The sequence below is a fragment of the Burkholderia theae genome (assembly GCF_048565265.1).
GTDB lineage: Bacteria > Pseudomonadota > Gammaproteobacteria > Burkholderiales > Burkholderiaceae > Burkholderia > Burkholderia theae.
Genome location: NZ_CP183462.1, coordinates 487229 through 508788 on the forward strand (window position 1 = coordinate 487229; position 21560 = coordinate 508788).

Below are 21560 nucleotides of genomic sequence, written 5' to 3' on the forward strand. Positions count from 1 at the left end.
GTCTGGCCGGGAAGGTCCGGCCGGGAAGGCGGGGCCGGGGCAGCCGGGCGGGCGGGGCGGCCGGGCACGGCGGCCGCCTGTTCCGCCGTGTGCCATAAATTCTTAACGATCGGCGTGAACAATGGCGTTCGCTTCAGGCGGCCAGCAGCGCCACTCGTGTTGCACACGTGTGCAACGCCTGGCCGTCCCGCCACCACGCCGAACGAGAGAGACCCCATGACCTTGCTGAGCCGCCTGCGCGCGCTGTCCGCCGCCCTTGCGCTGTCCTTCGCCGCCACGCACGCCGTTGCCGCGGATCTCGTCATCGCGGGCCGCGACGACATTTACGGCAAGGGGCTGGCCGACGCCGTCGCCGGCTTCAACAAACTGCACCCGGGCACCGAGATCGAGCTGCTCAAGCTGCCGAACGCGAACCTGTACCAGAAGCTCAAGCTGTCGATGCGCGAAGGCACCGGCGCGTACGACCTCGTGATGATGGACGACACCTGGGCGCCCGAATTCATCGGCAACGGCTGGCTGAAGCCGCTGCCCGCGTCGCTCGCGGACGCCGACCTCGTGCCGTCCGCCGTCGCGCTCGGCCGCAACGCGGCCGGTGCGCTGTACGCGCTGCCGATCGTCGGCAACGTCGAGATGTTCGCGTACCGCAAGGACCTGCTCGCGAAGTACAAGCTGCAGCCGCCGCGCAACTGGGACGACGTGCTGAAGATCGCACAGACCGTCGGCGGCGCGGACAAGAGCGTGTCGGGCGTGGTGTTTCGCGGCACCAAGGGCAACCCGGTCGTGACGGGCTTCCTGCCGATCCTGTGGGCCTACGGCGGCGACGTGTTCGACCATGCCGGCAACGTGACGATCGATTCGCGCGAGGCGCAGGCCGCGCTGAAGACCTTTCTCGCGCTGAAGGCGTCCGCGCCGAAGGACGTCGACGTGTACGGCGCGGCGGAAGTGCGCGATGCGCTGCAACGCGGCACGGCCGCGCAGTCGATCGAAGTGTGGCCTGCGTGGGTGCCGGCGCTCGACGATCCGAAGCAGTCGCGCGTGGTCGGGCAGATCGCGCTGCAACCGCCGCCCGGGCAGACCGCAGGGCCGGCGCCGATGCTCGGCATCTGGCAGATGGGCATTCCGAAGGACGCGCCGCACGCGAAGCTCGCGCAGGACTTCCTGGCGTACCTGACCAACCGCGACACGCAGACGCGCCTCGCCGGCATCGGCATTCCGCCGACCCGCCGCAGCGTGTTCACCGATCCGGCGCTGGTGCGCCAGTACCGCTGGTATCCGGATCAGCTGAAGGCGCTCGAGGCCGGCCGGGCGCGGCCGCGCGTGAAGGACTGGCAGCAGGTCGAGAGCATTCTCGGCGACCAGCTGCAGCTCGCGCTGACCGGGCAGTCGGCACCCGATGCCGCGCTGCGCCAGGCGCAGCAGAAGATCGCGCAGGCGATGGCCACGGCCGGCAAGTGACGGCCCGCCTCGACTCGCCGCCCGGACACCGAGCATGAAAGCCCTCGGCCGCAGTCTGCCGTTCGTCGCGCTGCTCGGGCCCGCGCTGCTGGTGCTCGCCGCGCTCGCGCTGTATCCGGTCGCGCAGGTACTGATCGATTCGTTCTGCCAGGTCGACTATGCGGCTGGCCGCCGTGCGTTCGCGGGGCTCGCGAACTATCGCGCGGTGCTCGGCGACGACGCGTTCACGGCCGGCTTCGGCAACACGCTGCGCTTCACGATCGTGGCCTCGCTCGCCGAGGTCGCGCTCGGCTTCGGGCTCGCGCTGCTGTTCGTGCGCGCGTTTCCGGGGCGACGCATCGCATTGCCGCTCGCGATCCTGCCGATGATGCTGTCCACGCTCGTGTGCTCGGCGATCTGGCGCAACTGGCTCAACTTCGACGGTTTCCTGAACGCGCTGCTCGCGACGTTCGGCGTCGAAGGCGTGCGCTGGCTGTCCGATCCGCATCTCGCGCTGTGGTCGCTCGCGCTCGTCGACGTGTGGCAGTGGACGCCGATGGCGTTCCTGATCGTGCTGGCCGGGCTCCAGTCGATTCCACAGGAGCTGTACGAAGCCGCGCGCACCGACGGCGCGAGCGAGTGGCAGTGCCTGCGCGACATCACGCTGCCGCTCGCGGCACCGCAGATCGGCCTCGCGCTGCTGCTGCGCTCGATCGACACGTTCAAGCTGTTCGACAAGGTCTATGCGCTGACGGGCGGTGGCCCCGGCAACGCCACGCAGACGCTGTCGACCTATATCTACGACACGGGCTTCCGCTTCTTCAACGTCGGGCCGGCGAGTGCCGCGTCGGTGCTGATGCTTGCGGCGTCCGCGCTGCTGGTCTCGGGGTATGTATGGCAGACGGTTCGCAAGCGGCGCGCATGACGGCGCAATCCGCGGGCATCACTCGCGCGCGAACGGGCGCCGCATTCGGTCGCGCGATGCCGTGGGCGCTGCGTGTTGCAGCGCTCGCGCTGTTGCTGCTGCCGTGCCTGTGGATGGCCGGTGCGGCGTTCATGCCGACGCTCGAGCGCCTCGATCATCCGTTGCGGATCTGGCCGGCCGCGCCGACCTTCGAGCATTTCGCGTCGGTGTGGTCCAACGGCATCGGCGCACCGCTTTTCAATTCGCTGCTGGTCGGGTTCGGCACGACGCTGCTGGCGCTGGCGCTCGCGTTTCCGGCCGCATATGCGCTCGTGCGGCTGCGGTTTCCGGCGCGGCTCGACCTGCTGTTCCTGGTGCTCGTGCTCGCGTTGAAGCTGATGCCGCCGATCACGATCGCGGTGCCGCTGTTCGCGCTCGCGAAGCGCTTGCACCTGCTCGATTCGACGCTCGGTCTGATGCTTGCGTATCAGATCTACGCGTTGCCGATGGCGATCTGGATGCTGCTTGCGTTCGTGCGCGACGTGCCCGTCGAGTATGAAGAGGCGGCGTGCATCGACGGTGCGGGGCTCGCGCGGCGGCTCGTGCAGATCGTGCTGCCGCTGTGCGCGCCGGGGCTGATCGCGACCGCGATCTTCGTGTTCATCGCCGCGTGGAACGAATTCCTGATCGCGCTGCTGTTCGTGTCGACGCCGAGCCGCTTCACGCTGCCGCTCGCGATCGCCGGCTACGTGACGGAGAACGGCATCGACTGGGGCGACCTGATGAGCGCGGGCCTGATGGCATCGCTGCCCACGCTGGCCGTGGCCGGTTATGTGCAGCGCTACCTGTTGCGCGGATTCGCGGGCGGGTTGAAGTGACGCGCGGCGATGCCGCGCCCCATCTCACGTTGTTACGCGCAGCTATGCCGCACCACCTGCGTCACCGGCACGATGCGTGTGCGCGACGGGCCGTCGAACGTCTGCATCCGGTCGGCAAGCAGGTCGATCGCCGCGTGTGCGAGGCCGCGCGTGTCCTGCCGGAGCGTCGTCAGCCGATACGCATCATATTCGGCGGCCGGGATGTCGTCGAAGCCGATCACGCGCAGGTCGTCCGGCACGCGCAACCCGAATTCGCTGCGCGCGACGTCGATCACGCCGAGCGCGAGCAGGTCGGACGAACAGAACACGCCGTCAGGTCGCTCGCCGGCCGCGAACAACTGCCGCGCGGCGTCGATCCCGCTTGCGTGCGTGTCGGACGGTGTGTCGAGTACCCGCGCAAGCGTCGCGTCGAACGCGTCGCCGCGCCCGATCGCGTGCTCGAACGCCGCGGCGCGCGACTGCGCGCTATAGCTCGCGCCGCGCGGCCCGACGAACGCGAGCCGGCGCGCGCCGGCCCGCACGAGCTGCTGCGCCGCATGGACGGCGCCCGCCGCGTTGTCGCTGACGACGACATCCGCGCCCGGCAGGTTCGCCTCGCGGTTGATCATCACGACTGGGATCCGGTGTTCGAGATACTGTTGCGCCACCGACAGCGGCGGCGACGCGGATGTCATCACGAGGCCCGCGATCCGGTAGCTGAGCAGCTGTTCGAGCGATTGCCGGACCTGGCGCGGATCTTCCGCATTGGTCACGAGCGGCGTGAGCCCGCGCTGTCCGAGCGCGGCCATCAGGTCCGACAGCAGCCGCGCGCGGAACGGGTTCTCGAAACCGGCCGTCACGACGCCGATCATGCTGCTGCGCTGCGTGATCATGTCGCGCGCGATCAGGTTGACCTGATAGCCCAGCGCACGCGCGGCGACCATCACGCGCTCGCGCGTTTGCGGCGCGATGCTTGCCGTCGGCGAGAATGCACGCGACACCGCGGAACGCGATACACCGGCACGCGCCGCGACATCCGACGCCGTCACCCACGGTTTTCTTTCCTTGTCATTCATTGATTGATGATTCCTTCGAACCACGATACGTGCATGCCGCCTGCCGACTGGATGTCGGCGCTCGACGATGCGCGGCTGCTGCATACGCTGACCCTACCGGGCAGCCATGACACCTGTGCGTATACGGTCGACGATGGGCTCGTGCGCACGCAGCGCGCACCGCTTGACGCGCAGCTTGCGCACGGCGTGCGGCTGCTCGACATTCGCTGCCGGCATGTGCGCGATGCGTTCGACATCCATCACGGCGGCATCGCGCTCGGCATGACCTTCGACGACGTGCTGGCAACCTGCACAAGCTTTCTCGATGCGCATCCGCGCGAATGCATCGTGATGTCGGTGAAGGACGAATGGCCGGCGCACGCGTGCACGCGCGGTTTCGACGCGACATTCGACGCACATCGCGCGCGGCACCCGCGACTGCGCTGGCATGCCGGCGGTACGCTGCCCGCGCTCGCCGACGTGCGCGGCGCGGTCGTGCTGCTGCGGCGCTTTCGCAGCGGCCGGCCGCTCGGCATCGACCTGACCGCGTGGCCCGACAACGCGACGTTCACGATCGATCATCCCGATGGTGCGTTCGTGATCCAGGACGAGTATCGCGTGCCCGTTGCCGCGTCGATCGGCTGGAAGTGGCGCGCGATCGACACACTCCTGACGCACCTGCCAATGCCGGATAGCGGCCGCTGGGCGCTCAATTTCTGCAGCGGGACCGGGATGGGCGCGAATCCGTCGGTGGTTGCACATGGCGACGGTCGCGTTCAAGGCATCCATGCGCGGCTGGCCGAACGATTGCGCGAGCAGCCAGGCCCGTACGGCGCGATGCTGCTCGATTTCTGCGATGACGACGACTGGGCGCTGGTGCGCGCGCTGATCGCGTGCAACGACCATGCGCCGGCGTCAGGTGTGTGGCGCAAGGCGTTTCGCTGTTAGCGGAGATTGGCGCTGAAGAACGCGAGCGCCTTTGCGTCGAATGCCTGGTGAAAGGCGACTCGATCGAATTCGCCGGCGTCGACGCACACGCGCGGCGCCTTTTGTTTCAATGCGTCGGAGCAGGGTGCGACGAACGCGAAATGTGCGGCATGCGGAACGACGTGGAATTCCGGCCGCTGCGGCAACAGGCCGGCCAGCGCGGGGAGGGTGGCCGGCTCGACGCCGTCGCCGCCTTCCTCCGACGCCCAGAGCTGGATCGGGGCATGAACGTTCTTCACCGTGTCGGCGGTCGGGAATTCGTCGAGCGGATCGGCCAGCACGTAGGCCTTGATGCGCGGGTCGTGCGTCAGTGGCGGGAGGACAAGGTCGCGGTCGCGAATCTGCCGGCAGATCAGCAAGGTCGGGTCCGTGCACGCGACCGGCGCATGCACGTAATCGGGATTGCCGCCGGCCAGCACCAGGCCGGTATAACCGCCGCGCGAGAAGCCGAAGAAGCCGATCCGTGCGGGATCGATTCGAGCGGCGTCGGATGCATTGCCCAGCATGTAGTCGACCAGGCGCTTGATGTCGACGGGGCGTTCGACGAACTCCTGAATGTCGGCCGCGTGGCTCATGTCGGAGAACGTGTCGCCCGGATGATTGATCGCCGCGACCACGAAGCCCGCGTCAGCGAGCGTTTCCGGGAGATCGTGGTGGTCGAGGAACGTGCCGCCGTGGCCGTGCGAGATCACGACGAGCGGCAGTTTGTCGCCGACGGTCGGACAATCGCGCTTCCCTTTCAGCTCGTAAGGGCCGATCGTGAGGGCCTGCGCGGCGTCCGCGCAGGGCGTCCACACGATGGCCTTCAGTTCGGGGCCGCCTGCATCGGCCGGGATCCGGATGAACTTGACGCCGGCCGCGTGCGCGACGGTTGCGGACAGGCAGAGCAGGACAGCCGATAGCCAGGTTTTCATTGTGTATGGTTCCCGGAGCAGGGCGTTGGCAGATCGCCATCACGATGCGGCGTATCGTGACGAAAATCCGCAGCCGTGTACAGAGGCGCCTTTGCCGACCTGGCTCTGCCAGCCGTGTCGCGGCGCTGCGAGAGTTCTGCCTGCGATCTGGCTTGTTCGCCACACTTCATAACGAATAATCGGGCGACAGGTGCGCATGCGCGGAAAGATTCGCGGTAGTGAGGTGGAGGGTGTCGGGTCGTTTGAATGCTGCGCAATCAGGTTTGAGGCGTCCGGCGGGTTCGTCGATATCTATCGTCATCGCTAGAATTTCCGTTTTGCCATGCGCGCTGTGCATGACTCAATGCAACGCCTGTTACGGCGCGTTCAAGGAAATCCAGGAGACCCTCGAGTTGACTGCTTCGGTGCACGAACTGATTGAATTGGCGCAATTGCCAGGCCGCCGGGCGCTTGGGTGCTTGCTGAAACGCGGAGCAGCGGAACGATTCGATTCGGTTGCAGACAACGCGCACCTTTCACTAGTTGCACAAGTCCCAAATTGGGACTAGGATTATACCCATGCGAATTGTCGCCAAAAGAACCCTGCTCAACTTCATCGCGCGCCATGTGCAGGCCGAGCAGGCATTGCTCGCGTGGCATGCGGAAGCGTCGAAGGCCGATTGGAAGGCTCCGCAGCACATCAAGGATCAGTACGCTAGCGCCAGCTTTGTCGGTCGGAATCGTGTGGTCTTCAACATCAAGGGCAACGACTTTCGGCTGATCGTTGCGGTGGCCTACCAGATCGGCGTGGTGTACGTGAAGTTTGTCGGCACGCATGCGGAATACGACAAGGTGGATGCAGCAACCGTGGACATGGAGTAACGAAATGAACATTCACCCGATTCGAACCGAGGCTGACTACGATGCCGCGTTGAAGGTAGTGTCCGCGCTTGTCGATGCCGATCCCGCGCCTGACACGCCGGAAGGCGACGAACTGGAGATTCTGGCGATCCTGATCGAGCGCTACGAAAGCGAGCACTTCCCATTGAAGGCACCGAATCCGATCGATGCGATCAAGTTCCGAATGGAGCAGGCAGAGCTGTCGGTTCCTGACATGCGGCCGTACATTGGAAACAGCAATCGCGTGTACGAGGTGCTGGCCGGCCGGCGGGCGCTGAGCCTTGCCATGATCCGCAAGCTGCATGCTGGGCTGCATATCCCTGCAGACGTGCTGATCGGGACTTCGTAACAAAGACACGCATTTCGGTGTAGTGCCTGATGCGCTGACGTGCGGCCCTGGCTTTCGACTCCGCTAAATTGCTCAGCGCGTCGCGATCGCCACCGCCGCACCGGCCATCGCCGCCGCGCTCGTGCGATTCGCGATCCGCTTCGCGCGCGCCGACGTCAGGAAAGCCCGTGCCCGCGACGCGAGCAGCGACCAGACGCAGTCGGTGGCGATCAGGATCGCGAGCATCGTGCCGACCAGCTCGGCCCAGGCCGTCACGCCGACGTGCGTGAGGTCGACGATGGTCGGCAGCAGCGCAAGATAGAACACCATGATCTTCGGATTGCCGAGCGTCACCAGCATGCCCGCGACGAACATGCGCCACGGCGACTGGCCGCGCGGCAGTTCGTCCGCACGCGTGTCGGTCGGCGCGGTCCACATCTTCCACGCGAGGAACAGCAGGTACGCGACGCCGAGCAACTTCAGCACGATCAGGCCCGCCGCGAACGTGCGCGTGAACGCGGACAACCCGGCGACCGCGAGCGTGAGCCACAGCGCTTCGCCGAGCCACATGGCCGCGAGGAACGGCAGCACGTCTCGCACGCCGTTCGTCAGCACGCGCGAAACGAGCGCGGCGACGCTCGGGCCGGGCGTGCCGGAGGTGACGAGCAGGGCGAAGGCGAAGACGGCGAGTGCGGACAACGTCATGACGGACCTCGGGGGTGGGGCGTTCGAAACGTATGAGGTTTCGATTATAGTGACGGCCGTTCCAGACTGCCTGCCTGAATTGCCTTCATGTCCGCATCGATCCTGATTCGCCCCGCCACGCGGGAAGACGCGACCGCGATGGCCGCCGTGGAAGTCGCCGCCGCGCAGCGGTTTCGCGAGATCGGCATGACCGACATCGCCGATGCCGAGCCGACCGATGCGTCCGACGTGCTCGCGCGCATCGACGGCGGTCGCGCGTATGTCGCGGTCGACTCGCAGGGCACCTGCGTCGGGTTTGCGTTCTACCGGCTGCTCGATGCGCAGCGGCTTTATCTGGAGGAACTGGATGTCGCGCCGTCGCATGGCGGACAGCGGATCGGCGCGCGCCTGATCGAACAGGTGACGGCGCGCGCGGCGCAGCAACACATTGCACAGGTCGTGCTGTCGACGTTCCGCGATGCACCGTGGAATGCGCCGTACTACGCGCGCCTCGGTTTCCGGATCGTCGACGAGGCCGCACTCGACGACACGCTGCGCGCGATCCGCGCGCACCACGTCGAGCGCGGGCTCGACGAAACGCAGCGCGTGTTCATGCGCGCGGACGTGCGCGCCTGAACACGTGCTGCCCGGCCGTCAGGCCGCGTCGCTCAGCGCCGGGTAGTCGGTATAGCCCGTTTCGCCTTCCGCGTAGAACGTTTCCGGCACCGGCTTGTTGAGCGGCGCGCCGAGTTCGAGGCGGCGCGGCAGGTCGGGGTTCGCGATGAACAGCTTGCCCCATGCGATCGCGTCGGCGTTGCCGTCCGCGAGTGCGGCCTGCGCGGTGTCGAACGTGAACTGCTCGTTCGCGATCAGCGGGCCACCGAACGCTTCCTTCAGGCGCGGGCTCAAATGGTCGCCCGAATACGATTCGCGCGTGAAGATGAACGCGATCTTGCGGCGGCCGAGCTCGCGCGCGACATAACCGAACGTTGCCGCCGGATCGGAATCGCCCATCGTGTGCGCGTCGCCGCGCGGCGCGAGGTGGACGCCGACGCGGCCGGCGCCCCACACGTCGATCGCCGCGTCGACCACTTCGAGCAGCAGGCGCGCACGGTTCTCGATCGGGCCGCCGTACGCGTCGGTGCGGCGATTGGTGCTGTCCTGCAGGAACTGGTCGAGCAGGTAGCCGTTCGCGCCGTGGATCTCGACGCCGTCGAAGCCGGCCGCCTTCGCGTTCTCGGCACCCTTGCGGTACGCGGCGACGATGCCCGGAATCTCGTCGAGCTCGAGCGCGCGCGGCGTCACGAACGGACGCTGCGGACGCACGAGGCTCACGTTGCCGCCCGCGGCGATCGCGCTCGGCGCGACCGGCAGGTCGCCGTTCAGGAACATCGGATCGGAGATTCGGCCGACGTGCCACAGTTGCAGCACGATGCGCCCGCCGGCCGCGTGCACGGCCTGCGTCACGCGCTTCCAGCCCTCGACCTGCTCATCGGACCAGATGCCGGGCGTGTCCGCGTAGCCGACACCCTGCGGCGTGACCGACGTCGCTTCGGTAATGATCAGGCCGGCCGATGCGCGCTCGGCGTAATAACGCGCCATCAGTGCGTTCGGCACGCGCGTCGAGCCCGCGCGGGAGCGGGTGAGCGGCGCCATCACGATGCGGTTCGGCAGGGTCAGGTCGCCGAGGGTAACGGGGTCGAACAGCGTGGGCATGGCAGATAACCTCTTCACGAAAGGCGGGCGCGCTGTCGCGTCATGCGCAACGCGGGCCCGCATGGCCGATACGGCCGGTTGACTAGAGATCGCGGCGCAAAGCGTCGTGAAATGCGTCGATGACGGCCTCGTTGCGTCGGAAGAACGCCCACTGGCCGATCCGTGTCGACGTGACGAGCCCCGCGCGCTCCAGCGTGGCGAGGTGCGCGGAGACGGTCGACTGCGACAGCCCGCAGCGCGCGTCGATCTGGCCCGCGCAGACGCCCTGTTCGTGCGGCAGCGTCTGTGCCGGGAAGTACTCGCCCGGCGTTTTCAGCCAGACGAGGATCTCCCGGCGCACGGGGTTCGAGAGCGCTTTCAGGATCGCGTCGATGTCGAGTTCGGTCGGCATGGATGGAGCAGGTGTTTCGGTCGGGCAGACGGGTATCGTCGATGGGCGAATCTTATATCGGGAATTGACGATATGTTTGAAAGCACTGCTGGCTATGGGGTTGATAGGCAACAGGCAATAGTGGGGTCGGAGCGTGGTGAACAGGGAGGTCGCGGGGCGGACCGCTCCGCGACGAGGGCGCCAGGTTTTTAGTCCGTCTTCCCGACGATCTCGTACCGCCCCTGCGTCGCATCGACATGCGCAAGCGTATCGAGCACGCGTATCACGGGCGGGTGGCCGTACACCCGCTCGACCATCGCCTTGTACTCGGCGCCGTGCCAGCGCGCCGCGGCTTCGCGCGTGCGCCACACGTACACACCGCCGCCTTCGTGCGTTTCCGCGTCGTGGAAGTACCACTTGTGCAGCAGGTCCGGGTTCTGCGCCCATTTCGCCGCGGTACTTTCGTAGCGCGCCTGCAGCGTGGCGACATCGACGTCGGGTTGCAGCTTGAAGAAGACAATTTCGGTAATCACGGCACATCCTCCATCGGCAAATCGCAGGAATGAAACGCTCGCAGCGTCGCTTACGCCGGAAAGCGTGCGGCATGTTCTTCGAGCGGCAGGCGCAGCGCGTTCGTGAGATAGCTGACCGTCCGGTAGAAGCCCGCGAGCATCAGCAACTCGAGCAGCGCCTCGTCGCTGAAGTACGCACGCAATGCATCCCACAGGTCGTCGTCGATGTCGCAGCGCTCGTGAAGCGCATCGCACATCCGCACGAGCAACCGTTCTTCGCCGGTCCAGCAAGCGTCCTGCGCGGAACCGCGTGCCAGCGACAGGATCTGCGCATCGCTGAATCCGGCTGCCCGCGCGAACACCGCGACGTGCACACCCCATTCGTATTCGGACCGGCAAAGCGCGGTGGTGCGGTCGATGACGATTTCGCGCTGCCGGATGTCGAGATGGCCCTTGTCCAGCAGACCCGCCGCAAAGAATTTCGTGAACAGGCGCGCGTCGCGCGCCAGCGTGGTGAAGAGGCGCAACGGTGGCCGCCCCCGCATGATCCGGTCGATCGAAGCCGCGATGTCGGGCGCGAATGGCGGCGATGCGCTGGCAATACGCTGAGTCATGCGAACTCCGGTGCGTGAGCGATGCATGCGTGATAGCGTAGGCATCATGCTTTAAAAAGTAAAGCAACGAACCGATCACGAAAGCCTCGCTTCGCCATCACGGCGACGCATTGACACTGCCGGAATCTTGCTTTAAAAAGTAAAGCATGACCACACCAAGAATCGGACAACGCGTTCGCGGATCCAAGACGGGACGACCCATCATGGTCGTGCTGGATCTGCTCGGGCGGCGCACCGCGCTGCGCATCCTGTGGGAGCTGCGCGGGCCGCCGCTCACGTTCCGCGCGCTGCAGGAGGCCTGCGAAACGAATGCGCGCCTGCTCAATACGCGGCTGGCCGAGCTCAAGGCGTCGGGCCTGGTCGAACATGGCGACGGCGGCTACTGCATGACCGCCGAAGGCCGTCGGCTGGAAGCGGCGCTTCAGCCGTTGCTGGGGTGGGCGAGGCAGTGGGCAAAGCGCGATCCGGACGGGTTTGACGCAGCCGATCGCGAGCAATCGGGTCAGGAGCGCTGACCGATCGGCAGGCGGGCGCGCATTGCAACATCATTCCGATTCATGCGTCATGCGTGAGCCATTTTTGTTTGCGGAGTCCTTTCATGTCTGTTCGCGCTGTCATATTCGATTTCGATCTGACGCTGGCGGATTCGTCCGCCGCGATCATCGAATGCACGGAGTACGCGCTGCATCAGCTTGACGCCGCCGGCGCGACGCCTGCGCAGATCGGTGTCGTGATCGGCTTGCCGCTGCACGAAATGTTCCGTTCGTTGACCGGTGAAACCGACCCGGCGCGGGCCGACGCGTTCGCGCGGCACTTCGTGGCGCGCGCCGACGAGATCATGGTGCACGGCACCCGCATCTATCCCGAAGTACCGCCGCTGCTTGCGCGTCTGCGCGAGCAGGGGCTCGCGGTCGCGATCGTGTCGTCGAAGTTTCGTTACCGGATCGACGCGATCCTCGCGTTGAACGGATTGCAAGCGCTGGTCGACGTGCTGATCGGCGGGGAAGACGTGCAGCGTCACAAGCCGGATCCGGAAGGGCTCGTGCTGGCGCTGGCGCTGGCGCGGCTCGGCGTGCCGGCCGGCGCGGCGATCTACGTGGGCGATCATGCGGTGGACGCGCAGGCGGCCGAGCGCGCCGGCATGCCGTTCGTCGGCGCGGTGAGCGGCATGACGTCGTTCGACGCATGGGCGCGTGCGGGCAAGCAGGCCGTGAACACGCATATCGGCGAATTGGCCGAAATCGTGCAGCGGATACAGCACGACACGGCCGACGCGCCGGGTCGGCGCGACGCCTGACGGCGCGCACCGCGCCTCCTCCTGAATCGGGAATCGCACGATGCCGCGCCACGTGAACCATCTCCGCTGGAAGATCGTCGCCTTTCTGGTCGCACCGCTGACCTTCGTGATGACGCTCGATCGCGCGGCGATGGCCGTGGCTGCGCCGACGATCCAGGGCGAACTCGGCCTGTCGATCGTCGAGATGTCGATGATCCTGACGGTCTATTTCTGGGCCTACGCGATCGGCCAGATTCCGGCCGGGCGCGCGGCCGAACGCTTCGGGTCGCGCAAGGTGTTGTTCGGCACGAGCACGCTGTGGTCGCTGATGATGATCGTCACGCCGTTCGGCGGGTCGTTCGCCTGGCTGTTCGGTTGCCGGCTGGTGCTCGGCGCCGCGCAGTCGGCCGATTGGTCGAGCAGCGTCGTCGCGCTCAAGCGCTGGTTCCCGACCGGTGAACGCGCGAAAGGCAACGCGGTGCTGCTCGCGGGGCTGTATCTGGGCCCGATCGTGTCGGCGCCGCTCACCGCATGGACCATCGTGCGGTTCGGCTGGCATGCGGTCTTCTACGGGTTCGGCGCGCTCGGCCTGCTGCTCGGTGCGATCTGGTGGCTCGGCTATCGCGATGCGCCGGCGTCGCATCCGCTCATCACGCAGGCCGAGGCCGACACCATCGCGGCCGACCAGCCGCCCGGCCAAGCGGCCGAGTCGGGCTCGCTCTTGCGCTGCCTGCGGTTGTGGCGTTTCTGGATCTTCGGCATCCAGTACTTCCTGCTCGTGCTGATCCAGAGCTTCTACACGACCTGGTTGCCGACCTACCTGATGCGCGCGCGCGGGTTGTCGCTGAAGGCGATGGGGCTGTACGCGTCGCTGCCGTGGGTGGCCGTGTTCGCAGCGGTGTTCGTCGCGGGAACCGTCAGCGACCGGCTGCTCCGGAAAACCGGCTCGATCTACTGGGCGCGCACGCCGGTCGCGATCGCCGGATTCGTCGTGAGCACGCTCGCGCTGGTCGCGGCGTCGCGCGCGGATGCGATGGCGGTGGTCATCGGGCTGCTGTGCCTGTCGTTTGCCGCGGTCGGGTTCGCGCAGGTGGTCGTGTGGTCGGCCGCGCAGGATCTCGGGCGGCCGTTCGCCGGTGTGATGTCGGGCTGGACGAACGTGTGGGGTGCGCTGTCGAACGTCGCGGGCCCGATGACGCTCGCGCTGGTCGTCAAGGTCACCGGCAACTGGGGCAGCGGGATGATCGTGATCGGCGCCGCGGCGGCCTGCGGCGCGGTGTTGTGGCTGTTCGTGCACCCCGAGCGGCCGTTGCTCGCCGTGGCGACGGATGGCTCGCCGCCGCCGGCGGGTGGCGCGAACGCGCCGCGCGGCGACGGGCGAGCATCCCGCGCGGATGCCGGGCGGGTGTCCGAACCGGCCGGCTGAACCGTGTTCCGCAACCGGTCGGCAGCGAGCGACGGATTCTGCGACCATCGCCGTTAAAGTCATACCCGCCACCAGGTCCGCCACCATGTCGCTCATTTCCGTCGCTCTTGCCCGAATCCGGTCCTCCCGCATGCTGTCATGTGCCATTCCGCTCGCGGTAGCCTGCGCCACGGCCGGCGTGCCGGGCGGCGCGCGTCCGGCCGAAGCCGCCACGCAGCGCGAACGTCTCGAAGCGCCGGTCAAGGCCGTTGCCGACCAGCGCGTGGCCGTCGATACACCGCAGGGCAGCGCGGTGCTGCCCGTCTATGCGGACCATCCGCTCGACCAACCCGCGCCCGGCGTCACGCGCGTCTTCATCGTGATTCACGGCACGCTGCGCAATGCCGACGCGTATTACGCATCCGGGCTCAAGGTCGTCGAGAAGGCTGGCGCAGCGGGCAAGGGCACGATGGTCGTCGCGCCGCAGTTCCTGACGCGCGCCGATACGCGCGCATTCTCGTTGCCGGCCCAAACGCTCGCGTGGACGCAGGAAGGGTGGAAGGGCGGTGAGCCGGCCCGCCAGCCGGGCCCGATCAGTTCGTTCGCCGCGCTCGATGCGTTGCTCGCGCATTTCGCCGACCGCAGCCTGTACCCCGCGCTGTCGACGGTGGTCGTGATCGGCCATTCGGCCGGCGCGCAGTTGCTGCAGCGCTACGCGGTGGCCGGGCACGGCGGCGACGCGCTGGCGCGCGCCGGCCTTGCGGTGCGTTACGTGGTCGCGAATCCGTCGAGCTACCTGTATTTCGACGACGAACGGCCGGACGACCAGGTGCTCGCGGGCGGCGCGTGCCCGAGCGCGACGGAATGGAAATATGGCTTGAAGTCGGCGCCGCCGTACGTTGCGTCGCAGGACGTCGGCGATCTCGAAACGCGCTACGTCGCGCGCAACGTCGTGTACCTGCTCGGCCAGGCCGACACGAACCCGTACACGCATTTCATCGACCGCTCGTGCGCGGCGATGGCGCAAGGCCCGTACCGGCTCGCGCGCGGGCTCGCTTACTTCGATTACCTGAAGAAGCGGCACCCGGCCGGCCTTGCGCAGCAGGTCGTCGAAGTGCCGGGCATCGGGCACGACAATCTGGGCATGTTCACCTCCGCTTGCGGGCTGGCCGTGCTGTTCGACCAGACATTGCCGCAATCGTGTCCGGTTGTCGCCGGTACGGCGCCGGTCGTGCGCGCGGCCGGGCAGTGAGCGTGCGCCATCCGCGGCGGCACCAGAGGATCGATCAGAAAAATGCAGGAATCGGCAAGATAAATTCATTTCCCGATTGATCGCTCGCGGTTCAGGATGACGGCGTTGCCAGGAGCGCCCCCATGAACATCACGATTCTCGACGATTATTTCGACACGCTGCGCACGCTGCCGAGCTTCCGCAAGCTGGACGGGCACGCGGTCACGATCTGGAACGATCACGTGCAGGACGTCGACGCGCTGGCCGAGCGCCTGCGCGACACGGAAGTGCTGGTGCTGATCCGCGAGCGCACGCAGATTCGCGCGCCGCTGATCGCGCGGCTGCCGAAGCTGCGGCTGATCAGCCAGCGCAGCGTCTATCCGCACATCGACATCGATGCGTGCACCGCCCAAGGCGTGATCGTGTCGTCGAACCAGCATGCAGGGACACCTTCCTATGCAGCCGCCGAGCTGACGTGGGGCCTCGTGCTGGCCGCGATGCGTCAGATTCCGCAGCAGATGCACGCGCTGCAAACCGGCCACTGGCAGATCGGCGTCGGACGGACGCTGCGCGGGCGCACGCTGGGCATTTACGGTTATGGCCGGATCGGCGCGGAAGTCGCCCGATACGGCGCCGCGTTCGGCATGAACGTGCTGGTCTGGGCGCGCGAAGCGTCGCTGCAGCGGGCGCGCGACGACGGCTGGGAGACCGCACCGGACAAGCGATCGTTCTTCGAAACATGCGACGTGCTTTCGCTGCACATGCGGCTCGTGCCGGCCACGCGCGGCATCGTGACGGCCGAGGATCTGGGCCGGATGAAACCCGACGCGCTGCTCGTGAACACGAGCCGTGCGGGCCTCGTTGCACCGGGCGCGCTCGAAGCGGCCTTGCAGGCCGGCCGGCCCGGGATGGCGGCGGTGGACGCCTACGACACGGAGCCGCTGCGCGACCCTCGCCATCCGTTGCTGCGCTTGCCGAATGTCGTGTGTACGCCGCATATCGGCTACGTGACCGAGGACGAATACGAGACGCAGTTCTCCGATGTGTTCGACCAGATCGTGTCCTATGCGGCCGGGCAGCCGATCCACGTGGTCAACCCGGACGTGCTCGCGCGCGAAGCGGCGTCGATCGAGCCGCTGATCCTCGACCTGCTCGAATGGATCGGGCCCGGCGCGCGGCCGTACGACGAGGTGATCGATGCATGGCGCACGTCGTGCCCGCGCCTGCCGGTGTGGGAGGAGGCCTGCGTGCGCGGCTACGTGATCCGGCACCATGCGCCCGGCGGCGTGGCCCAGGTCGAGGTGAGTGCGGCCGGCCGCGCGCGCCTTCAGGCCGATCGCGCGTGATCGCGCCGGGGCGATCGGCGCACGGCTGCGGCGCCGCGCGTCATGCCGGTTTTTCGGCGACGGGCGGTGCGTCCGGGTCGAATACCGTCAGGCCTTCCGTCGGGTCCGTCGGCAGGTCCCACGGACGGGCCGCGATGGCCCGTTTCGCGGCCTCGTAGCCGGCTTGCCGGCGGGCTGCGATGCCGCCCGGCGTGAAATCGATGTCCTTCAACTGATTGTCGCCGGCGAGTCGCGGCGCCGCGAGCTTGATCAGGTGCATCGTGGTCTCGCATCCCCACGCGGCAAGCCGGCGCACGGCCGGCGACGCGCGTTCGGCTTCCGGCACGTGCCGGGCCAGTTCGCGGATCACGTGGCGCAGACGGTGGATCTGCTGCTGGCGCGCGATATGACTGTCGGTGCGGCTCGCGTACTGGATGTCCTTCTGCCGTTCCGACACCTGCCAGATGCTCTCGGGCTCGGGGCCGGCCGGATTCCACACCTGCACCGAGAAGATGATCGAGCTGCGGCGCGGATTGTCGTCGAGCACGACCTCGACCGGCGTATTCGAATACACGCCGCCATCCCAGTACGGCTCGCCGTCGATCCGGATCGCCGGGAACGCGGGCGGCAGCGCGCCCGAACTCATGATGTGGTCGATCCCCAGCTGTGTATCGCGCGAATCGAAATAGCGCATCGCGCCCGTGCACGCATTGACCGCGCTGACGGTCAGGCGCGGGTGGCCCGCGTTCAGCAGGCTGGGCTCGATCAGTGAAACGAGCGTATCGCGCAGCGGCGCGATCCGGTAATACGACGCGTGATCGACGCCGAGGCGGACCATCGGCCCGAACCACGACGCCGGATTGGGCTGGAAGAATCCCGCGATGCCGCCGCCGATGATCATCATCTCGGCCAGCGTCCGGTCCCAGCCGGGCAGCAGCGCGGGGACGTCGAAACGGGTCCGTTCGGTCACGCGCTGCCAGAACGCCAGCAGCTTCTCGTAGCGCTGTTCCGGCGGGTTGCCGGCGATCAGCGCCGCGTTGATCGCGCCGATCGACGTGCCGACCACCCAGTCGGGCCGGATACCGGCTTCGTCCATCGCCTGAAAGACGCCGAGCTGGAACGCACCCAGTGCGCCGCCGCCCTGGAGCACGAGCACGACTTGCCCGGGGAGGTCCATTCGTGCCGGCTGGCTCGCGGTCATGGCTTGCCTCGCTGCGTGTGACGGTGGGTCGGATCCGAACAGTTCGATTCAGTGTAGGCGATCGGCGGCGCGGCAATGCCCGCCACGCCACAGCGCGAGGATGTGCGTCAGGCGTCAGGCGTCCGGGTACGGCGTGCCGTCCTTGTGCAGGAACCGGCCGTCGCGGCTCGGGCTCATCATGTCGATGTCCGGGCACGTGATCACGTCGTCCGGCGAGCGCGAGCCGACCTCGAGATAGACGGCGACCGCATTCGACCGGTTGACCAGATGATGGCCGTTGCCCGAGCCTTTCGGAAACGCCGCGCAGTCGCCCGCGCACAGCACGGTCTCGCCGCCGTCCTCGATCATCACGAGTTCGCCGTCGAGCACGTAGACGAATTCGTCTTCGTCGGAATGCCAGTGGCGCTGGCTCGACCAGCCGCCCGGCGGCACGCGCATCAGGTTGACGCCGAAATCACGCAGCCCGCCGGCGTCGCCGACGCGCTGGCGGATGCGCTGCGCGCACGGCGCGTCGAACGGCTTCGGATAACCGCTGCCCGGGCGTTCGGGCACGGCGCTGATATCTATCCTGGGCATGGGCGGCTCCGGCTGCCACGCGGGCGAATGGGACGGGGCTCATTGTAGGCGGCCGCCGCCCGCGGTTCGTCCGCGCGTTTCACGGGAGGCCGCGTCATTCGACGGTGATCGTCTCCTTCATGTACGGATGAATCCCGCAGAACACCTTGTAGACGCCCGGCTTGTCGAAGCGGAACGAGTACGTGTCGCCCTGGTCGAGCGCCGACGAGTGAAAGATGCCGGCGTCGTTGACGACGGTGTGCGGCTCCCCGTCGAGGTTTTTCCACGTAATCGTCGTGCCGGCCTTGATCGTGGTCGACATCGGCGAAAACATGAAATTGTGGATCGTCACGAGCGGGCCGTCCGGGCCCTGCGCGAACGCGGCGAGCGGGGCGCCGGCGGCGGCCGCGCACAGGATCAGCGCCGCGATGATTGTCGGTTGCTTGAAACGGGTCATGTCGGTCTCCTTGCGTATGGGTCAGGCGAGCGTCGCGTCATGCAGCGTCGATGCGGCGGGATGGCCCGCGAATTCGACGGTCGTCAAGCCGAGCATCGACGGCAGCCGGTCGCGCGGCACCGTGAGCGGCACGGGGCCCGGGCCGTTGCCGGCCGTCGGCTGCGGGAACGCGGTCGAGCGTGCGGTATGGAACGTGATGTTGCCCTCGACCTTCGACACGATCTGGTGGATATGCCCGTTCAGCACGGTGACCGAGCCGAAGCGGCGCAGCAGCGCCATCGTCTGCGGCGCGTCGCCGGTGCCCCATCCCCACGGTTCGTAGATGGTCCACATCGGCATGTGCGAGAACACGACGATCGGCGTGCTCGACGAGCGGCCCTTCAGATCCTGCTCGAGCCACGCGAGCTGGTCGTCGCCGAAGCTGCCGAGCCCGTTCGGCTTGAAGTGCATCACGTTGACGAGGCCGATGAAGTGCACGCCCGCATGATCGAAGCTGTAATAACCGCGGTTGTCCGACGCCTTGCCGAACCGGCTGAAATATTCGGCACCCGAACCGTCGGTGACGTCGTGCTCGCCGGGCACCGTGTGCAGTTCCGGCACGCGCAGCGCCGACAGCAGTTGCGACGCGTGGTCGAATTCCTCGGGCTTGGACAGGTGCGTGATGTCGCCGGTATGGATGGCCAGCGCGGGCATCGCGGGCATCTGGTTCACGAGGTCGATCGTCTGCCGCAGCGTGGCCGACACGTCGGGATTGGCTTCCTTGTTGAAGCCGATGTGCGAGTCGCTGATCTGCACGAACAGCGGCCGGCCCGCACCGGCCGGGAGTGCGTCGCCGGCCTGCGCGAGCGCGAGGTCGAACGGCGTCAGGATGCCGCCCGACAGCGTAAACAGCGTGCCGAGGCCGCCGAAGGCCATGCATTGCAGGGCCTTGCGGCGCGACGGGCGGGTGGGATTCGATGAAGACATGGGAGCCTCGCAATCGTATGACGAAACGGGACGGCCGGATCGTCCTGGAATAAACCGGCGCCTTCGCGTGCCATACCGGCGCGACGACGGTTTTATTCCCGCGATCCGCAAATTCGCGCAGGGGAGTTGGGAGCCCGCGAGGCGGCCGTCCGGATGCCGGGCGACGACTTGTTAATGTCCTGTAAGTGACACGTCACATTTGCGTCACGACCGCCCGATAGCCTGCGACACCGAGTCACCTATCCGGAGCCACCTTCATGCCGAATCTCGCGGCAACGGAAACCAGCGGCGCGGCCAGTCAGCGCACGCGCACCCTCAGCTTCGCGCTGTTTTTTCTGATCATTGCCTGCGGCATCGTCTATATCGCGATCCACCTGAGCGCGGATCTCAGCCCGGTCAAGGAAAGTTCGGTCCTGCCGTTCGTGCTGCTCGTCGTGGCGCTGCTGATCGCGCTCGGCTTCGAGTTCGTGAACGGCTTCCACGACACCGCGAACGCGGTCGCGACCGTCATCTACACGCATTCGCTCGACCCGCACCTGGCAGTCGTCTGGTCGGGCCTCTGGAACCTGTTCGGCGTGCTCGTATCGAGCGGCGCCGTCGCGTTCGGCATCCTGCAGTTGCTGCCCGTCGAGCTGATCCTGCAGGTCGGCAGCGGCTCGGGTTTCGCGATGGTGTTCTCGCTGCTGATCGCGGCCGTCACGTGGAACCTCGCGACCTGGTATTTCGGGTTGCCGTCGTCGAGCTCGCATACGCTCGTCGGGTCGATCATCGGCGTCGGCCTGATGAACCAGATCGTCAGCGGCCCGTCGGGCACGAGCGGCGTCGACTGGAACCAGGCGCTCGGCGTCGGCAAGGCGCTGCTGTTCTCGCCGCTGATCGGCTTCGTGCTGTCCGCACTGGTGCTCCTGCTGCTGAAGGCGCTCGTGCGCGTGCCGGCGCTGTACCAGGAGCCGAAGGGCAACAAGCCGCCGCCGTTCTGGATCCGCCTGCTGCTGATCCTCACCTGCACGGGCGTGTCGTTCGCGCATGGCTCGAACGACGGGCAGAAGGGCATGGGCCTGATCATGCTGATCCTGATCGGCGTGATGCCGACCGCGTACGCGCTGAACAAGGCCGTGACACCCGACCAGACGAGCACCTTTGTCGCGGTTGCGCGCCACGCGTCGACGACGCTCGGCAAGTACACGGCCCCCGCGGTGCAGTCCGCCGACCCGCGCGCCGACGTCGAGGCGTACGTGCGCACGCACAAGCTGACGCCCGCGACGCTCCCCGCGCTGGGCAAGCTCACCGACACGATCGCCGACCAGGTCGCGCAGGCCGGCGGCATCTCGAGCGTGCCGCAGAACCTCGTCGACAACGTGCGCAACAACATGTACGTCGCGTCCGAGGCGATCCGCCTGATGGAGAAGGCGAAGGCGCCGGCGTTCTCGGTCGAGGACGCGAGCGTGCTCGATGCGTTCAAGAAGCAGATGGACCGCTCGACCAAATTCATCCCGACCTGGGTGAAGGTCGCGGTCGCGATCGCGCTTGGCCTCGGCACGATGGTCGGCTGGAAGCGGATCGTCGTGACGGTCGGCGAGAAGATCGGCAAGTCGCATCTCACTTACGGGCAGGGCGCGTCGGCCGAGGCCGTCGCGATGCTGACGATCGGGATGGCCGACGCATACGGGCTGCCGGTATCGACGACGCACGTGCTCGCGTCGGGCGTGGCCGGCACGATGACGGCGAGCGGCGCGGGCCTGCGCTGGGACACGGTGCGCAATCTCGTGCTCGCGTGGGTGCTGACGCTGCCCGCATCGATCGCACTGTCGGCCGGCCTGTACTGGGCACTGCACGGGCTCTTTTGATCCGGGCCCGCTGATGTAACGCCGGCCGCGCGGCACGCGGCCG

General features: G+C 67.3%; 23 protein-coding genes and 1 pseudogene. 13 read left to right on the forward strand and 11 right to left on the reverse strand.

All coding sequences use genetic code 11. From position 1 onward, the window contains the following. The first annotated feature begins 216 nt into the window (after positions 1-216). The 3 genes from ACN22W_RS19740 to ACN22W_RS19750 are packed head-to-tail and all read left to right on the forward strand — an operon-like array spanning position 217 to position 3216. A complete protein-coding gene (locus ACN22W_RS19740; RefSeq protein WP_129515318.1) occupies positions 217-1455 on the forward strand; it encodes an ABC transporter substrate-binding protein in 1239 nt (412 codons plus the stop codon). 34 nt (positions 1456-1489) lie between these two features. Beyond that, entirely contained in the window at positions 1490-2359 is an 870-nt protein-coding gene (locus ACN22W_RS19745; protein WP_419689084.1) for a carbohydrate ABC transporter permease, read from the forward strand. Then, a complete protein-coding gene (locus tag ACN22W_RS19750; protein WP_419689085.1) occupies positions 2356-3216 on the forward strand; it encodes a carbohydrate ABC transporter permease in 861 nt (286 codons plus the stop codon). The genes ACN22W_RS19745 and ACN22W_RS19750 overlap by 4 nt, the downstream gene beginning before the upstream one ends. 32 nt (positions 3217-3248) lie before the next feature. Here ACN22W_RS19750 and ACN22W_RS19755 read toward each other — a convergent pair whose 3' ends face one another. Continuing rightward, complete coding sequence (locus tag ACN22W_RS19755; protein WP_419689086.1) at positions 3249-4271, reverse strand: LacI family DNA-binding transcriptional regulator; 1023 nt, start codon at positions 4269-4271, stop codon at positions 3249-3251. Positions 4272-4277: 6 nt separating this feature from the next. On the opposite strand from ACN22W_RS19755, the gene ACN22W_RS19760 reads away from it, so the two are divergent. Next, positions 4278-5198: a phosphatidylinositol-specific phospholipase C gene (locus tag ACN22W_RS19760; protein ID WP_419689087.1), complete on the forward strand. Its 921-nt coding sequence runs from the start codon at positions 4278-4280 to the stop codon at positions 5196-5198. On the opposite strand, the gene ACN22W_RS19765 is transcribed toward ACN22W_RS19760, so the two are convergent. Beyond that, on the reverse strand, positions 5195-6151 hold the full coding sequence (locus ACN22W_RS19765; RefSeq protein WP_419689088.1) for an alpha/beta hydrolase family protein: 957 nt from the start codon (positions 6149-6151) through the stop codon (positions 5195-5197). The two genes, ACN22W_RS19760 and ACN22W_RS19765, sit on opposite strands and share 4 nt — an antisense overlap. A 558-nt stretch (positions 6152-6709) precedes the next feature. Between ACN22W_RS19765 and ACN22W_RS19770 the strand changes: the two genes are divergently transcribed. Together ACN22W_RS19770 and ACN22W_RS19775 are read left to right on the forward strand one after the other, a co-directional pair. Continuing rightward, complete coding sequence (locus tag ACN22W_RS19770; RefSeq protein WP_419689089.1) at positions 6710-7012, forward strand: type II toxin-antitoxin system HigB family toxin; 303 nt, start codon at positions 6710-6712, stop codon at positions 7010-7012. A gap of 4 nt (positions 7013-7016) precedes the next feature. Next, the gene (locus ACN22W_RS19775; RefSeq protein ID WP_419689090.1) at positions 7017-7379 is read left to right on the forward strand and encodes a helix-turn-helix domain-containing protein; all 363 of its coding nucleotides are present in this window, start codon (positions 7017-7019) and stop codon (positions 7377-7379) included. 72 nt (positions 7380-7451) lie between these two features. Here the strand turns inward: ACN22W_RS19775 and ACN22W_RS19780 are convergent, their stop codons facing one another. Continuing rightward, complete coding sequence (locus tag ACN22W_RS19780) at positions 7452-8063, reverse strand: LysE family translocator (protein ID WP_419689091.1); 612 nt, start codon at positions 8061-8063, stop codon at positions 7452-7454. A gap of 87 nt (positions 8064-8150) precedes the next feature. Between ACN22W_RS19780 and ACN22W_RS19785 the strand changes: the two genes are divergently transcribed. Beyond that, the gene (locus tag ACN22W_RS19785; RefSeq protein ID WP_419689092.1) at positions 8151-8678 is read left to right on the forward strand and encodes a GNAT family N-acetyltransferase; all 528 of its coding nucleotides are present in this window, start codon (positions 8151-8153) and stop codon (positions 8676-8678) included. An 18-nt stretch (positions 8679-8696) separates the two neighbouring features. On the opposite strand, the gene ACN22W_RS19790 is transcribed toward ACN22W_RS19785, so the two are convergent. The 4 genes from ACN22W_RS19790 to ACN22W_RS19805 form a co-directional block, all read right to left on the reverse strand. After that, positions 8697-9758: an alkene reductase gene (locus ACN22W_RS19790; protein ID WP_193100167.1), complete on the reverse strand. Its 1062-nt coding sequence runs from the start codon at positions 9756-9758 to the stop codon at positions 8697-8699. A gap of 82 nt (positions 9759-9840) precedes the next feature. Next, a complete protein-coding gene (locus ACN22W_RS19795; protein WP_129515308.1) occupies positions 9841-10149 on the reverse strand; it encodes an ArsR/SmtB family transcription factor in 309 nt (102 codons plus the stop codon). 188 nt (positions 10150-10337) lie between these two features. Further along, a complete protein-coding gene (locus ACN22W_RS19800) occupies positions 10338-10661 on the reverse strand; it encodes a YdhR family protein (RefSeq protein ID WP_053077668.1) in 324 nt (107 codons plus the stop codon). Positions 10662-10711: 50 nt separating this feature from the next. Next, entirely contained in the window at positions 10712-11254 is a 543-nt protein-coding gene (locus ACN22W_RS19805; RefSeq protein WP_419689093.1) for a carboxymuconolactone decarboxylase family protein, read from the reverse strand. A gap of 203 nt (positions 11255-11457) precedes the next feature. Here ACN22W_RS19805 and ACN22W_RS19810 point away from each other — a divergent pair, with 203 nt between their 5' ends. The 5 genes and pseudogenes from ACN22W_RS19810 to ACN22W_RS19830 all read left to right on the forward strand — a co-directional run. After that, entirely contained in the window at positions 11458-11769 is a 312-nt protein-coding gene (locus ACN22W_RS19810) for a winged helix-turn-helix transcriptional regulator (protein ID WP_419689094.1), read from the forward strand. Positions 11770-11852: 83 nt separating this feature from the next. Beyond that, complete coding sequence (locus tag ACN22W_RS19815) at positions 11853-12551, forward strand: HAD family hydrolase (RefSeq protein WP_419689095.1); 699 nt, start codon at positions 11853-11855, stop codon at positions 12549-12551. A 52-nt stretch (positions 12552-12603) separates the two neighbouring features. Then, entirely contained in the window at positions 12604-13956 is a 1353-nt protein-coding gene (locus ACN22W_RS19820) for an MFS transporter (protein WP_419689096.1), read from the forward strand. 85 nt (positions 13957-14041) lie between these two features. Further along, on the forward strand, positions 14042-15187 hold the full coding sequence (locus tag ACN22W_RS19825; RefSeq protein WP_419689097.1) for an alpha/beta fold hydrolase: 1146 nt from the start codon (positions 14042-14044) through the stop codon (positions 15185-15187). Between the two features lie 122 nt (positions 15188-15309). After that, positions 15310-16278 (forward strand): annotated as a pseudogene (locus ACN22W_RS19830) (D-2-hydroxyacid dehydrogenase family protein); the annotation flags it as partial. 274 nt (positions 16279-16552) lie between these two features. On the opposite strand, the gene ACN22W_RS19835 reads toward ACN22W_RS19830, so the two are convergent. From ACN22W_RS19835 to ACN22W_RS19850, 4 genes are all read right to left on the reverse strand, one after another. After that, complete coding sequence (locus tag ACN22W_RS19835) at positions 16553-17692, reverse strand: patatin-like phospholipase family protein (protein ID WP_419689098.1); 1140 nt, start codon at positions 17690-17692, stop codon at positions 16553-16555. 114 nt (positions 17693-17806) lie between these two features. After that, positions 17807-18268, reverse strand: coding sequence for a cupin domain-containing protein (locus ACN22W_RS19840; protein ID WP_419689099.1), 462 nt, complete (start codon positions 18266-18268; stop codon positions 17807-17809). Between the two features lie 94 nt (positions 18269-18362). Then, positions 18363-18704, reverse strand: a complete 342-nt coding sequence (locus ACN22W_RS19845) for a cupredoxin domain-containing protein (protein WP_343493131.1) — start codon at positions 18702-18704, stop codon at positions 18363-18365. A 21-nt stretch (positions 18705-18725) separates the two neighbouring features. Beyond that, complete coding sequence (locus ACN22W_RS19850) at positions 18726-19670, reverse strand: metallophosphoesterase family protein (protein ID WP_412024208.1); 945 nt, start codon at positions 19668-19670, stop codon at positions 18726-18728. A 257-nt stretch (positions 19671-19927) separates the two neighbouring features. On the opposite strand from ACN22W_RS19850, the gene ACN22W_RS19855 reads away from it, so the two are divergent. Then, positions 19928-21517, forward strand: a complete 1590-nt coding sequence (locus ACN22W_RS19855; protein ID WP_419689100.1) for an inorganic phosphate transporter — start codon at positions 19928-19930, stop codon at positions 21515-21517. The last annotated feature ends 43 nt before the right edge of the window (positions 21518-21560 follow it).